Origin of the sequence: Paenibacillus auburnensis (assembly GCF_927798115.1) — a bacterium.
GTDB lineage: Bacteria > Bacillota > Bacilli > Paenibacillales > Paenibacillaceae > Paenibacillus_AQ > Paenibacillus_AQ auburnensis.
This window is the reverse complement of the sequence record NZ_CAKMMG010000001.1, coordinates 1,459,044-1,472,333: the sequence shown is the minus strand read 5'-3', so window position 1 is coordinate 1,472,333 and position 13,290 is coordinate 1,459,044. Positions and strand designations below refer to the sequence as shown.

Annotated in this window: 18 protein-coding genes; 14 read left to right on the top strand and 4 right to left on the bottom strand. The window is 40.6% G+C overall.

Annotated features, from left to right (window positions below):
* The first annotated feature begins 218 nt into the window (after window positions 1–218).
* The 4 genes from L6H70_RS06795 to L6H70_RS06780 all read left to right on the top strand — a co-directional run bounded on the left by L6H70_RS06795 (window position 219) and on the right by L6H70_RS06780 (window position 4,324).
* Window positions 219–1,718, top strand: a complete 1,500-nt coding sequence (locus L6H70_RS06795) for a serine hydrolase domain-containing protein (RefSeq protein ID WP_236331225.1) — start codon at window positions 219–221, stop codon at window positions 1,716–1,718.
* Between the two features lie 33 nt (window positions 1,719–1,751).
* Window positions 1,752–2,201, top strand: a complete 450-nt coding sequence (locus tag L6H70_RS06790; RefSeq protein ID WP_236331222.1) for an oxidoreductase — start codon at window positions 1,752–1,754, stop codon at window positions 2,199–2,201.
* Window positions 2,202–2,271: 70 nt separating this feature from the next.
* Complete coding sequence (locus L6H70_RS06785; RefSeq protein ID WP_236333181.1) at window positions 2,272–2,730, top strand: OsmC family protein; 459 nt, start codon at window positions 2,272–2,274, stop codon at window positions 2,728–2,730.
* 220 nt (window positions 2,731–2,950) lie between these two features.
* Window positions 2,951–4,324, top strand: coding sequence for a WD40 repeat domain-containing protein (locus L6H70_RS06780; protein WP_236331219.1), 1,374 nt, complete (start codon window positions 2,951–2,953; stop codon window positions 4,322–4,324).
* 107 nt (window positions 4,325–4,431) lie between these two features.
* On the opposite strand, the gene L6H70_RS06775 is transcribed toward L6H70_RS06780, so the two are convergent.
* Both L6H70_RS06775 and L6H70_RS06770 read right to left on the bottom strand, forming a co-directional pair.
* Window positions 4,432–4,890 (bottom strand): hypothetical protein, encoded by a 459-nt coding sequence (locus L6H70_RS06775; protein WP_236331215.1) that lies wholly within the window; start codon window positions 4,888–4,890, stop codon window positions 4,432–4,434.
* A gap of 144 nt (window positions 4,891–5,034) precedes the next feature.
* On the bottom strand, window positions 5,035–6,921 hold the full coding sequence (locus L6H70_RS06770) for a PAS domain S-box protein (protein ID WP_236331212.1): 1,887 nt from the start codon (window positions 6,919–6,921) through the stop codon (window positions 5,035–5,037).
* 299 nt (window positions 6,922–7,220) lie between these two features.
* Between L6H70_RS06770 and L6H70_RS06765 the strand changes: the two genes are divergently transcribed.
* Complete coding sequence (locus tag L6H70_RS06765; protein WP_236331209.1) at window positions 7,221–7,775, top strand: GNAT family N-acetyltransferase; 555 nt, start codon at window positions 7,221–7,223, stop codon at window positions 7,773–7,775.
* Window positions 7,776–7,964: 189 nt separating this feature from the next.
* Here L6H70_RS06765 and L6H70_RS06760 read toward each other — a convergent pair whose 3' ends face one another.
* Window positions 7,965–8,666, bottom strand: coding sequence for a VCBS repeat-containing protein (locus L6H70_RS06760; RefSeq protein WP_236331207.1), 702 nt, complete (start codon window positions 8,664–8,666; stop codon window positions 7,965–7,967).
* 203 nt (window positions 8,667–8,869) lie between these two features.
* Between L6H70_RS06760 and L6H70_RS06755 the strand changes: the two genes are divergently transcribed.
* Window positions 8,870–8,971 (top strand): YjcZ family sporulation protein, encoded by a 102-nt coding sequence (locus L6H70_RS06755; RefSeq protein ID WP_236331204.1) that lies wholly within the window; start codon window positions 8,870–8,872, stop codon window positions 8,969–8,971.
* Window positions 8,972–9,056: 85 nt separating this feature from the next.
* Here the strand turns inward: L6H70_RS06755 and L6H70_RS06750 are convergent, their stop codons facing one another.
* Window positions 9,057–9,776, bottom strand: coding sequence for a class I SAM-dependent methyltransferase (locus L6H70_RS06750; protein ID WP_236331202.1), 720 nt, complete (start codon window positions 9,774–9,776; stop codon window positions 9,057–9,059).
* Window positions 9,777–9,954: 178 nt separating this feature from the next.
* Between L6H70_RS06750 and L6H70_RS06745 the strand changes: the two genes are divergently transcribed.
* The 8 genes from L6H70_RS06745 (at window position 9,955) to L6H70_RS06720 (ending at window position 13,243) form a co-directional block, all read left to right on the top strand.
* Complete coding sequence (locus tag L6H70_RS06745) at window positions 9,955–10,290, top strand: hypothetical protein (protein ID WP_236331199.1); 336 nt, start codon at window positions 9,955–9,957, stop codon at window positions 10,288–10,290.
* A gap of 6 nt (window positions 10,291–10,296) precedes the next feature.
* Window positions 10,297–10,605 (top strand): lysozyme inhibitor LprI family protein, encoded by a 309-nt coding sequence (locus tag L6H70_RS06740; RefSeq protein WP_236331196.1) that lies wholly within the window; start codon window positions 10,297–10,299, stop codon window positions 10,603–10,605.
* A gap of 42 nt (window positions 10,606–10,647) precedes the next feature.
* Window positions 10,648–10,983, top strand: a complete 336-nt coding sequence (locus L6H70_RS06735) for a hypothetical protein (protein ID WP_236331193.1) — start codon at window positions 10,648–10,650, stop codon at window positions 10,981–10,983.
* A 136-nt stretch (window positions 10,984–11,119) separates the two neighbouring features.
* Complete coding sequence (locus tag L6H70_RS06730) at window positions 11,120–11,533, top strand: DUF4279 domain-containing protein (protein ID WP_236331190.1); 414 nt, start codon at window positions 11,120–11,122, stop codon at window positions 11,531–11,533.
* A 183-nt stretch (window positions 11,534–11,716) separates the two neighbouring features.
* Window positions 11,717–11,851 (top strand): hypothetical protein, encoded by a 135-nt coding sequence (locus L6H70_RS28680; protein WP_279306738.1) that lies wholly within the window; start codon window positions 11,717–11,719, stop codon window positions 11,849–11,851.
* Window positions 11,796–12,026 carry a DUF4435 domain-containing protein gene (locus tag L6H70_RS28895; RefSeq protein ID WP_423802776.1) on the top strand — a complete coding sequence of 77 codons (231 nt, stop codon included), beginning with the start codon at window positions 11,796–11,798 and terminating at the stop codon, window positions 12,024–12,026. The genes L6H70_RS28680 and L6H70_RS28895 overlap by 56 nt, the downstream gene beginning before the upstream one ends.
* A 47-nt stretch (window positions 12,027–12,073) precedes the next feature.
* A complete protein-coding gene (locus L6H70_RS06725; protein ID WP_236331189.1) occupies window positions 12,074–12,400 on the top strand; it encodes a hypothetical protein in 327 nt (108 codons plus the stop codon).
* A 144-nt stretch (window positions 12,401–12,544) separates the two neighbouring features.
* Window positions 12,545–13,243, top strand: a complete 699-nt coding sequence (locus tag L6H70_RS06720; RefSeq protein WP_236331186.1) for a hypothetical protein — start codon at window positions 12,545–12,547, stop codon at window positions 13,241–13,243.
* The last annotated feature ends 47 nt before the right edge of the window (window positions 13,244–13,290 follow it).

The following is a 13,290-nucleotide window of genomic DNA, read 5'->3' as shown; positions in this document are numbered from 1 at the left end:
GTCTATGATAATTCTTCGATCAATACTGCTGAAGTTGAAGGTATACCGTTCGGCCAAGCTTCTGGGGGAAACTCCGGGGGTTTTTTTTGTTGTGAAGAACAATGTATCACCCGGGCCCAACGGTTCCGGTCTATTGTCGCAGGGAAGTGAAAGAATGGAACGTCTTATTAGATAAGAAGGTGAATATGAATTGACACTAAAAAACGGGGAGAAAGCTTATGAAGAAATTACTTAGAAGAAATAAGACGGTACTAATAAGTGTTGTCTTGCTGATCGTAATTATCCCTACGGTTGTTTGTTGGCATCAGCTTGGAATTTTATTTACAGCAGGGAAATATGGGAGTGCCGATGAAATGGTGGAGACGATCATGGCCAAAACAGCGACTCCTGGAGTAGCTCTGGTAACATCCAAGCAGGGAAAAACAGATTATAAGGTATATGGTTATTCAGATGTTGATAGGCAACAGCAAGTTACCAGTGAATCGCTCTTCGAATTGGGATCTACTACTAAGGCCTTTACGGCTCTGGCTGTCATTTTGCTGGAAGAAGAGGGAAAGCTAGCGTACTCCGATTATGTCTCCGATTATCTTCCTGAATTTGTCCCTACCTATAGAGGGGGGAAAGCGGATATCTCAATTAACCAGCTGATGGCTCATACTAGCGGGATTCCATCGTGGACGATAAAGTTAATTCCCGAAGGGACTACAGCAGACACCCTTAAACAAACCATACATAAGGTTTCAGACATTGCCTTGGATACATACCCGGGAACAGAATATCAGTATGCAACCATTAATTATGATATTCTGGCGAGGATTATCGAACAAGTTACAGGTTCAAGCTATCAGGATTATGTAACTCAGAATATTCTGATTCCGCTGGGCATGACAGACAGCTATTTTTCAACAGGCCTGGAGACGAAGCCGGATCAGCTTAGTAAGGGTTACCGTGTATTTTTCGGCAAAAGCTTAGAATATGATGCTCCCAGATATTACGGGAATATGGCTGCAGGTTATTTGGTGACGAATCTTAAGGATTTGGAGCACTGGCTTAATGCCCAGTTGGGGATAGGAAATGTACCGGATAAGCTGAAACAAGCGATAGAGCAATCTCATGAGGCCAACTTGCAGACTGCCGGATATGAAGCTGAGGATTTGTACTATGCCTACGGGTGGAATAACGATCCGGAGAAGCGGCTGATCAGCCACATCGGGATGAATCCGAATTTTTCCTCACAGGTTATTATCGATCTGGAACAGCACGAAGCCGTATTTGTACTGGCTAATCTGAATTCAACCGCCCCGTCGCTGATTGCACAGAACATATACGACAACATGAACGGTAATCCGATGAAACCTTTCAAATATGATGATAGCAGCATCTTAACGGATTGGGTGTTTTCGTTCTTAGTCCTGCTGGCAGCCATTATCGTAATTCTTAAGGCATTGAAACTGATGAGAGGGGACAGTCCAAGCTTAAGCTTACTCAATGAACGGTCAAGACGCAGGAAAAGAATTGGAGCGGGCATCCATCTGAGCATTAGACTGCTGCTCCTCGTATTGATATTGATCTGGCCTTATCTGATTCACTACAATTACTATATGATTAGGGTGTGGATGTCGTATTCTATTTTTGCTTGGATGGGCCTGGCCACGATTAGCTGCGTGTTGTCGATGGTTTTGAATCTGAAAAGAATGACGGCGTTTAGGAAGCGGTAGTGATGAAAAAAACTAAACGAATAAGGAGAAACTATGGCTACCATAAATCAGTTACATACTAAGCCAGCGAAGCGATATGATGAATTCGATCCTGCTCAAGACGGAAATAAAAACACTGAGTTTGCAGATCTGATTATTGACGGGAATTCACTTTACCAAAAGCTCAAGAAATATGATATGGTTCCTTCCCTGGGATGGGGGAGTGCAGATCATCAGCGGCTTATAATCGACTATTTCTTAATGAAGCAACCCCATGAGTATCTGTACTACAGATATCCAATATTAGTCTGCCCCTGGTGCGGTGATGAAGAATGCGGTTTTATCTCAGTTAAAATTGACAGGGAAGCCGATGTGGTTATATGGAAGGATTTCAAGCTGGAGCCTGACAATAAACGTATACCTATAGGTCCCTTTTATTTCGAATGGGAAAACTATAAAAGTGTAATAAATGGTACGTTAGGAGCAGCGGGAGAAGCACTGTGATAAGATAAAATGAACAATCTTTATATTATATCCGGGTGCGTACCCGAGAGAAACGGGAGGAATGAGTGAGTTGAAACATCCTTTTCATCTAAAAGCAGTTTGGAATGGCGGGCGTAACAGTGAAGGGCATATTGATGTAGGCGGGCTAAAAACGACAATTTCAATTCCGCAGGAGATGGGGGGACCGGGAACAGGTACCAATCCTGACGAAATGCTTCTGGGGGCCGCATCCACCTGTTATCTGATTACGCTGGCAGCAATGCTTGAGCGTTCCGATATTACCCCTCAGGATTTGACTATGGAGTCTGAAGCGATTGTGGATGTTACCAATAACGTGTTTACGTACGAACGGATCATGCACAAACCACGGATTGTACTCAAAGCGGATGCAACCGAAGCAGAACTTGCGAAGGCCGAACGGCTGGCACATATGGCTGAGAAGTCCTGTATGATTTCGAGAGCTGTAGCGGGTAATGTCACCATAGAAACACTGCCTACGATAGTAACAGCAGGGCTTGACGCGGTGTGATGCACTCAATACCGCCCAAGCTTATGCCAAAGCTCAATCGGAAAACAAGCCGATTGGTCTATCCTTCGGCGACTCCACTTGAAACATGGCTGGAACTGCGAAGATGTATACGTAATCCCCAAATTCCGCTGATACCGGAGGTCGTATAAACACCTGTCACGGGCTGTCGCCTAAACGCCCCCCACTGAATACATTTGAAGTATAAATGATTCAGGAGAGGATGTTGGCTGTGCAAGCTGTTTCTCATAATCCCGTTCAAGGATGGATCGCCTACACGTCAGACCGTGGCGGAACGTTCGACATTTGGCTGTACCGGCCGCAAGACGGCTTTGATTTTCAACTTACACAGGGGCTTGGTGCGGAATTTTCCATTCCCTATTGGTCTCCGGACAGCAGGAGAATTGCTTTCATAGGCACTAACAACGTGGTTCACCTGCTGGATACCCTTACGCTCACTGTTGCCCGGATTGACCAAGTAGAACAATACACCCTGCTGGACTGGTCCCCGGATAGCCGGTTTCTCACGTATGTCAAAAACGGGAGAATCGTCATCTATAATACGTTCTCTCATAACAGCAGTACGATCACGGAGCCAGGCGCCAGCGATGTCCAATGGTTCCCTTCGGGTAGAGAGCTTCTGTTCGCGGCTCCGGATTCCAGCGGCAACACCCAGCTCATCCGCATCGGGACCGATGGCACAAACCGGAGACAAATCACGCAAAATACGGATGGACCGCTCCATAACGTTCGTATTTCCCCGGACGGAACGTTTGCACTTTATACATTCCCCGGTGCAAGCATCTCCATAATTTCGACGGTGAATCTGGCCACCGGCACCATCTATACGCTGGAAGGCGGACCGCTCGCCAAAAATTATTTTCCAGCATGGTCCCCTGACTCCCGGAGTATCGCCTACAGTGCAACCGCCTATCAGGAGCCGAATTATTATTCTCTCATCCAAATCGATAGCCGAACCGGGAAAAATCAAAGGACACTGTCGGTCTCCAGCTGTTTCGCCACTCCCGTCAGCTGGTCGCCGGACGGTGACAAAATCGCGTATTTATCGGGATGCTCAGATGTAGAAAGTGCAAGTCAGCTCTGGATTGTTGATCTCAGGAAGCAGAAACCGGTGAATGTCCTCAGCGGCGACCGGATTACTTCACTGCAGTGGTCCCCCCGCGTCAGAAGGGTTCCGGAAAACATCTACACAAACTCCGTGTATAGAGTATCCTTTCCATATCCCGCATACTGGCACCGGGTCAGCGATGAGAGGTACATGGGGCCTGACGGTTTTTTTCAGGTATCCGCGATTTCAGCAGGCGACCGGATTGGCGATGTATGCAACTCCGAAGCTTTTCATCCATTGATGCCATACGGCTCTTCTCCTAGGATTGTGATGATGACGATACAAAATCGGGAGGCTTGCTTCATTTTTCCCTCGTCAGACCAACCCGCGGAGATGAACCGGCAGGCCGCCCTCATCGTGAGATACCCCCGCCCGGTCCAAATCGGTGATACGTTCTACAATTATTTTATCCTGTGGGCCGACGAGAACCATATCCGTCAAATGGGCGGACGGCTGTCATTCCTTTAGAGGGTACAGCTGAATCCACTATTTCTTCCATTCCCTAAGAAAAGCGATCTTGAAAAAGCTGCTTAACAGCTCTTTTTCAAGATCGCTTCATGGTATTTTCTAACAAATCACAACTCAGACCAGGTTAAGGTCAGCTCTACAGTGTCTTCCTGCGTGGACAACGTACCACCAATCAGTGACCAGCTTTCAGCATCTGTATCTCCTTGAAGAATGAGGTTTTTCTCGTCAATGGTTTCCGATGCATCTGTGATCCCTTGTTCCTCAAAATATTGTTTATAAGTTCCTGCCAGCTTGTCGAGTTTTTCTTGGGATTTAAAAATTAAAAGAACCGACTTTTTGCCGTCGTTTTGCTCCGAGTGGGAGGTGGTTATTTCAGCATCATCCGGGAGTGGAAAGTCTTTTGGCAAGTACTCCGGTCTTTCTGTTTCCTCAACCTGAACAGCTGCTGCTTGATTCTCCGGTTCTTTAGTTGCGGCGGAATCCTTGTCAGAACATGCCCCGAGGACCCAGGCCAGCGCAGTCGTCATAAGAATCAGTTTACCGATTTTCCAGTGATTATGAATCATGTGTTCACTCCGTTTCTGTAATGAACTATTGTTGTGACAAACCTCACACAGAATCATATCCAGTATATACCAGGACAATTTGGGAAAACAACTTTTTGGATGATGGATGCGGTGTTACAGCGCACGATCTTTCCAAAAGGAAGTTTACTTTACAAACTGGTTTAATAGCTTTTGGACAACGTCACGCTTTATAGGCTTACTGATATATTCATCCATTCCTTCCGTAAGGCACTTTTCCCGGTCGCCCTTCAAAGCATTGGCTGTGACCGCAATGATGGGCGGGCTGTTCTCCTTGAGCTCCTCTTTAATCAACCTCATTGCATCGAAGCCGTTCATAATCGGCATGTGCAAGTCCATTAAAATGAGATCAAAATGCTTACTCTGCGTTGCTTGAACCGCGTCTATGCCGTTTGTGACGGTAGTAACCTGGTGCCCCATTTTCTCAAGTGTTTTGGTCAACACTAGCTGGTTGATATGGTTGTCTTCAGCAATTAAAATGCTCGCCTCTCGTATCGTATGGCGCTTTTGCAGGTGAATCTCTTGTGTCTGAGGTGCTACTGTTTCCTTGAGCCTGATGGTAAAAGTAAATGACGAGCCACTCTTACCGTCACTCTCAGCGTAAATCTCACCGCCCATCATTCCGATAATTCTGCGGCTGATGGCAAGCCCAAGGCCAGTGCCTTCGTGTCTACGCGCCATAAAACTGTCTATCTGTGCAAACGGCTCGAATATTTTGTTGAGCTGTGCGGGTTCAATCCCAATGCCCGTATCGGTTAGCGTAAATACCAACAGGGATGGATCCTGCTCTCCAAGCTTTACCTTTACCGATATGCTTCCCTTGGACGTGAATTTTACGGCATTGCCGAGCAGGTTTATGAGCACTTGTTTTAAACGTTCGGCGTCACCGTAAATGTAGTCAGGAACACCGTGATTTATCGTGCTGGAGAGCTCCAAGTGATTTTGTTCGGCTCTCAGAGAAATGACGGCGAAGCTCTCATTAATGCATCTGCGCAGTTCGAATGTATCTTCTTGTAGTTCTGTTCGTCCTGCCTCAATCTTAGAGAGATCAAGGATGTCGTTGATAATATTGAGCAGAGTATCCCCGCTTTTGCGGATGATCTCCACATAGCCCCGTTGTTCTTCATTAAGCTCCGTATGGTCAAGCAGAATATCCGTCATACCGACGACCCCGTTCATGGGGGTGCGAATTTCATGGCTCATCATGGCTAGAAACTCACTTTTAGCTTTGTTCGTGGATTCGGCGGTCTCCTTCGCAAGCAACAACTGTTTCTGCTCGGAGATGTCCTTGCATATGAGATAGAACCCGATATTTTGATTGTTCACAAAAATTGGTGCAATACTGGTAAGCACTTCGATGACTTCGCCGTCTTTGGCGATAAGAGTGTTTATGTGCTGCTCAACCGAATTATCGTACAGCGCCCGATCCAGAATGTTCTGGACATTCTCCTGTCCGATTAGCTCTGCAAGCTCCATACCGATCAGTTCAGACTCAATGGAGTAACCTGTTATCTTTTCCGACATACTGTTGGCGTTAATAATCCGGCCGTTTAGGCCAAAAGAGATGACGCTGTCGTGGTTGTATTTTTTAAGTGACGTGTACCGCTCAACGGATTCCTGAAGGCGTTGCTCGGATTCCTTTTGCTTAGTGATTTCAATGATTTGGCAGATGTAATACGTCGGTTGATCCGCCTCATCGGTGAAAAGCTTGAGGGACAGCAATCCCCACATGTCGTCATCCATCCTTGTGAGGAACTGCTTTTCGAGCTGTACTTCCGTTTTATCACCCATGAGTGCCTTTAGATCGCTAATATTTCTGATAGTATCCTTATCGGGGGAGAGGTCTTCTAACCTCATGCCGTCAAACTCTGCTTTGGAATAGCCAAAGATTCGTTCCATGGCGGAGTTTACTGACAAAATCATACCGTCTGGTGTAATAAGTGCAATCCCGAATGAAGCATGATCAAACACTTGTTGGTAGAATTGAGCCTGGTTTAGATTAACGCGATGCATGGCGACCTCCATTGGGTAAGTAATGTTTTCACGAAAAAATAGACCTCCTAATTGAAGGTCATATCAATATAGATAGATAAATTTGAATATTAAATGAATGTAACTTCAGTTTTATTTACCCAGTTATTGCTTGCCGAAACAATCCAAATAATTGCAGATTACTTCAATCCAAGTATGGGGATTAGTAAGCATGTTCTTACATTTAATAGTATGATAGAACTATAGTTCGTTGAGCCGTTTTAGCCGTATTATAAGAAATCCCCGCAATACAATAAAAACTAATAAGGGTAGGTAGTTCAATGAAGCATAGTATAAGAAAACGAAAAGCAAATATAGAAGATCTTGAATTTTTAATATACGTTGATTTACTTGACGAGGGTATAACTCAGTTAGAAGAACAAAAACTAACTAAGACTGAGTTAGAAGCACATTACGATAAAATAAAGACATTTATTGATGATAAAGATAGAGGAGCACTTATTTTAGAGAACATAGAAACGAAACAAAGAATAGGTACTATTATGTATTGCATATCTTGCAGGGATAAGGAATATCCATGGAAGACAATTTATCATGAACTTGATCGAGAAATTTTTCAGGAAGATGGAAGGTTTCTAGAAATTTTTCAATTATGGATTGATTCCGGTTACCGCAGACATGGATATGGAACGCAATTAAAGAGATTTGTTGAAGATGAAGCCAGAAGACATAAAGTAAACCTGGTATATACCCATACTGAGGAAAGTAATCAACATGTAATTGATCTAAACCTAAAGTTAGGATACAAAGAAGTAAGACGTGGGCCTATTTGGGATGAAATAACGCGAGTAAGTCTAATTAAATATATTAAGTAATAAACTGAAAGTGAACTTACATATCAGAATGATGCACGATTTTAGAATAGCAATAATATGAAGGTTCTATCCAAAGAAACCACACCATTGTTAGGTGTGGTTTTGTCTTTATAAACTGATGTATATCTTATGGTTAAATCTTACTTTGTGCTTAAATACATTACGGTGAACGGCAACCGATAAGATTGCTCAATAATGAGAAATTAAATTAGAGCCAAGTATGGCTACGGACAATCTTGATGAAATAAATCCGCTGCCACCCCATGTCAAAAGGTTTTCTACGTACCCTAATGTATCCGAATTAGTAGTGCCGATAATACGTTGCACAGCAAGTAAATCATAACTATTACTTTTTACGTTTGTAACAATGGGGTATAACGCGCCTAAAGCAAGAACCTCACCTTTTACGGGTTGTTTTAGTTTGCCATCTTCGTTGTAATATTGTGATAAATATTCGTTGCCCTTGTAGCTAATGTCGATAGTGAATAGCACGTTAAATTGGGGGCTCCCAACGCTTACCTTGTAAAAATCCTCATAGTTTACATTAAATTTATATACAGTGTTGTATTTTTCAACATTAAACATCTCCTGCAGGTTGTTATCCTTAAAGGAGTACATATAGAATATGCCATATCCGCCACTTCCGCCGGAATCAATACTTATTAAAATATCCGCTACGCCGTCCTTAGAAAAATCCCCCAGAAAAAGTCTGGCATTATATCCAGCATTGTATTGAAGATATACCGTTGTAGTTTGGTTAGACTGCCCATCTTGGATCACAAGTGTGATTTGATCAGCAAAGTCTCCAGTTCCATCTGGTTTATTACCGTATAAATAAATGTTATCTATTGTTTTGTCCCCATTTACATCGGCCTGCTTAATATCCAGCAAAGTGATGTTTCTGGAAAGAGTCGGGCTACCATACCCTCGGTCCCGGTATATTTGGTTTGAATATTGGAACGGAGTCCCAAGGTTAATCATTTGCCGGCTGCAATTATACATTTATATTCCTCCATGTAATTGGGTTATAATCCATACACTCAGAAAGGAAGGCGCATATCATGTGTTAGGAAAGCAAAGAGGAGGGGAAATCAATGGGATGTCCTGAAGCTGGTTACGGATTTACTTCTACGGCTGCGATTTTGGTTCTTTATATTTTGTTGGTAATCATTTTGTCTGCTGGTTTCTTTGTTTAGTACCAAGACCAGTAAAGCGTATTAAGCAAGAACATGAGCCTATACTGCTAGGCTCTTGTTCTTTTTTTGTAGGATGGTGAGCGATTTATTTAGTTCCAATCACAAGAATATATCCGATATATTCTGTATAACTGTCCATTATACTGTTGTACTTACTGATTACTTCCCACATGGAGTGGTCGAGAAAGGAACCTGCATCGATTTGTTGATGATTATCCGGTTGCTCAATCAGATCCACACTTGATTTAGGAAACATGAAGGGACCCTCTATCTGTGAACGAATAAATCCAATTGTTTGTACTAAGGCTGACCAATCCTTAATGTCCCATAGCTTATCAACGTGATAAAACTCTGTAATTTCTTGACTGATTTCAGGGGGCATGGGTTTTCTTTGGATCATTTCCCTGTCAAAAAGTTGGCCTCCAGACCGCAGAACCCTGTAGTATTCCGATAATGCCTTTCCGGTGTCCGTGAATATGGATACAGATTCGACCAGAATGACATCAAATGATTCGTCAGGAAAAGGCAGTGAAATTGCGTCTCCTTCCAAGAATCTCAAAGTTAGTTTCTCTGTTTCAGCCCGCACTTTTGCTTTTGCAATCATATCTGGGCGAATATCTATCCCTACTACATCATGTCCCTGAGCTGCCAAATAACAAGATGTTCTGCCTGTGCCGCACCCCACTTCTAGAATTCTGGATTTAGCGGGTAGGGGATATTGTTCGAATTGCTTTAATGTTGCAGAAAATCCTCCAGGATGAGCATTACCAATACCTAATTTGGCCAGCATATCGAAATATTCCATGTATTAAATTTCCTTTCACCGCAGGTTTTATCTTATAGTATGTAAGAAGATTAACTTTGCACCCAGGGTCGGATTTTTTTGATTTTAAGATGCCTTCGCCAATGGAATTGTCAAAGGTCAAATTACGTTATTCACCATTACCGGTAAATATTATAGATAATATATAAGGAGATAATTTATGAAAGGTAAGATACTCTTGTTATTTTTTATTATGATAGTGTTTTCATCTTGTCAAAATATTAGTCAATCGACTACCTTTAACAGCGAAACTAAATCAATAATGAATTCTGAACTGCCTCCTGATGTAGTGAGTACAGGTAATGGAACAGAATTGAAAGAAATAACTGAAGATCGATCAGATCCTTCTAACACTGAAGTGTTATCCATGAGCATTGGGAACTATGATTTGACTGGGGAATTTTATGAGGAAATGCTTCAAAATCCTATAGATCATGATTATGAAGTGGAATTTAATGAATTTCAAAATTCCAAAGAGTTTTCAACATTTGGATAGAGGGCGATGGAAAGCAAATATACAGAGATTTGGGATAAGGAGTTGAATCAAATATATAAAAAGCTTCTTTCTAAGTTGGATAGAGAACCAAAAGAAGCACTAATTGAATCGCAGAAAGAATGGTTACAGTATCACTTAAGGGAAACAGAATTTGTAGAGAAGACATTTATTAATAATAGTTACCTTGGAACACAAGGATTGGTAAGCTTAGACACAGTTATAAAGGAGAGAATTAGGGAAAGAACAATGCAATTATTTGAATATCGATATTTGCTAGATGGTGAAGTTGAGTTTTTATACCAAAGCATTAAATAGAGTTGGAGTCTGGATCAAAGGTTCGAAAGAAGGGCGATTTGAGTGAAAAACACGGAATACTCCATTTGGATTGAAGCCGAACAATGGGCTGAAGGAGAATGGAACATATATGATGATAACACTGATACAATAGTTACATTTGAAGACGGTTCAAGGTGGGTTGCTTCATTTTTTACATACAAGAACATACAGTCTCTCTCTGAAAAGAACCAACAAACTGGAGAGTGCTTACAAGGAAAGTATTTCTGGGGTAGTGATATGTTACTAGTGGATGAATCTAGTCGCAAACGTATTGAAGAAGTGGTTGAACATTTGATACTCAAAGATGAGTTTGAAGATATATTTGATATATGTGTCGGGCATAACATGGACGAATGAGAACAGAATTTTATCGTTAAAGGATTAATTAATATGTCAATGCAGTATGTATTGAAGGCAGTTGTAAAAGAGATCATTACATCCTTGACTTGAACTTAAGTGAATCGATACGATTAAATATAATTGATAAGTATGAATGGATGTGAAAACCAATTTGGAAGGTTTTATTTCTTTAGTTATCAGAGGTAGTAGTTTGAATTTTGAAGAAATTACTACAAATATTAATCTTCAACCTGTAAAGATAAAAAGAAAAGGCGAACCAATCACATCAAAGCAGGTTATGAAAGATGATTACTGGTCTTATAAGGTTAAGTTTGGCGATAGACATTTTGATACTGCATTGGATTCTTTTCTTAACGATTTAATGCCCTCAGAAAAGTATATTAAAAGAATCTCCATGAAACATGAAGTATATATATTCTTTAGTACGCGGTCTAGGTTGGGACAGATGGGATTTGAGTTGAAGCCTAATGTGCTAAGGGTAATGGCAGACTTAAATATAAGATTTGAAGTGCACGTCCTTTCTAATGGAGAAGCTGAAAACGAATGATTACGTAGCCACCATTATTTGATTCATTTAAGGGGTTAAGATGATGGACGATAAAATAGAAAAGATGCTTTAATAACACTTTGTATGTTAAAACTTCGTTTCCAGAATAAACTGAAAGTAAACTTATCGAACTTACAAAGCGAAAACAAAAGAGAAAGGATAAAGGAATAGTAGGGTGATGTTATGACTAATGATAGAAAAAGAAAATTAGAGAAGTTACTTAAAGACAACAAAGCAAAACAAGCAAAAAAACAGCTTGCAGATGACTTTAAAAAATACCACGACATTGATATTACTGATAAGGAATACATTAATTGATCGAGATTATAAAACTGACGAGGAACTTTCTGCATTAAGTGAATCTGGAATCTATGCATTAGAAGTGGCCGAAATAGAGAATTTGATAATTGTTGAAGAGGTAATAAGTGAGGTGGCAAAAATATTAGAATTAAATGTGAGCGATATATTTCCTGCCATTAAAGTTGAGTTTTAAAAAGTTTACAGACTGAATTTGAAACTCAAGTTTCAAGTCGAAGTGCTATGGAAATTGATTTTAGAATAAATCAATTTAATACAAAAGCAAAAGGGAAAGATGCATTAAAACAAGCTATGCTAGTTTTAACTAGTGAAATAGATATTGATGCTATTTATGATGAAAATGATAAATTATTTTCAGAAATTCTTCAAGAATTCAGTTATTCAAAGACCTTAAAATACTATAATAGAAAAAGTCTTTCTCGATTAGTTGAAAAAGATTTAGGGATGACTCCTGGAGGTTTTCGTCACCTAGTAATCAGAAAAATAAAAAATGGGAGAAATGAGAAATTAGCTGGCGAAATGAAAAAGTATACCCCTTCAATAACTTAGTAAACTATTGTCTTATATAGAGTATAAGATTACAAAATAACAACAAAGTAATCGTTGATCGCTATTATTGTCCAACATGTAAACACTATCCTTTCGATAGGGTAGACAAAATAAAAGAGCGATTTTATGTAAGGGGGATACATCTTGGATTATCTTTTGGGAGGGTACTATTTGGTTAAGCCCATGAAAAGGGCTGAATATATGGATGAAAATATAATTCCAGAAGTGGTGCTATCAGCAAGTAACTGCATTTGTGATAATTTCCCAGACATTGGTTTGTGTTGGAATAAATCAGAATCGAAGAAAAAAGAGTACATGAAGCAGTTAAATTTAAGTCAGGACATTTTCACTTACATGGAAAAGTGGGTAGAACAGGAATTTGATATTAAATCATTAGGTTTCCCTCATGTGTTCACCAACTTAGATAAAGCAAAGGAGTTTTATCATAAGTACCTGAACGATACAAAAAATATTAAGTTAATTGGTATTGGATTGCCTACTGGTATGTTAGACCATTTGAAAAGTGATTTTGGAGAAGAAGGATTCTTTTATGGAGTTGAATATAACATATCCCAAAAGAAGATTCTTGAAATGAATGGCTTGACTTTAGGCTATGAAATATTAGGTTATGAATATGGAACATTCCATTCTTACATATGCAATCATTTATTTGAAGAATACAAAGAAAAATTTTCATTCTCTCTGAATGAAAATGGTTTCATTAGAAGTCTTAAAGAAGCTGAACAATTGGCTCAATACACTAATGATGAAATAGAAGGTACTGAGCCAGTTCTGTGGCTTCCTTGGGTAGTAGTTGAATATTCATTGGAAGATAGTAAATGAAAAAACATGGATTTCATCCATTACTACTTAAAAGTAAGGATGGTATG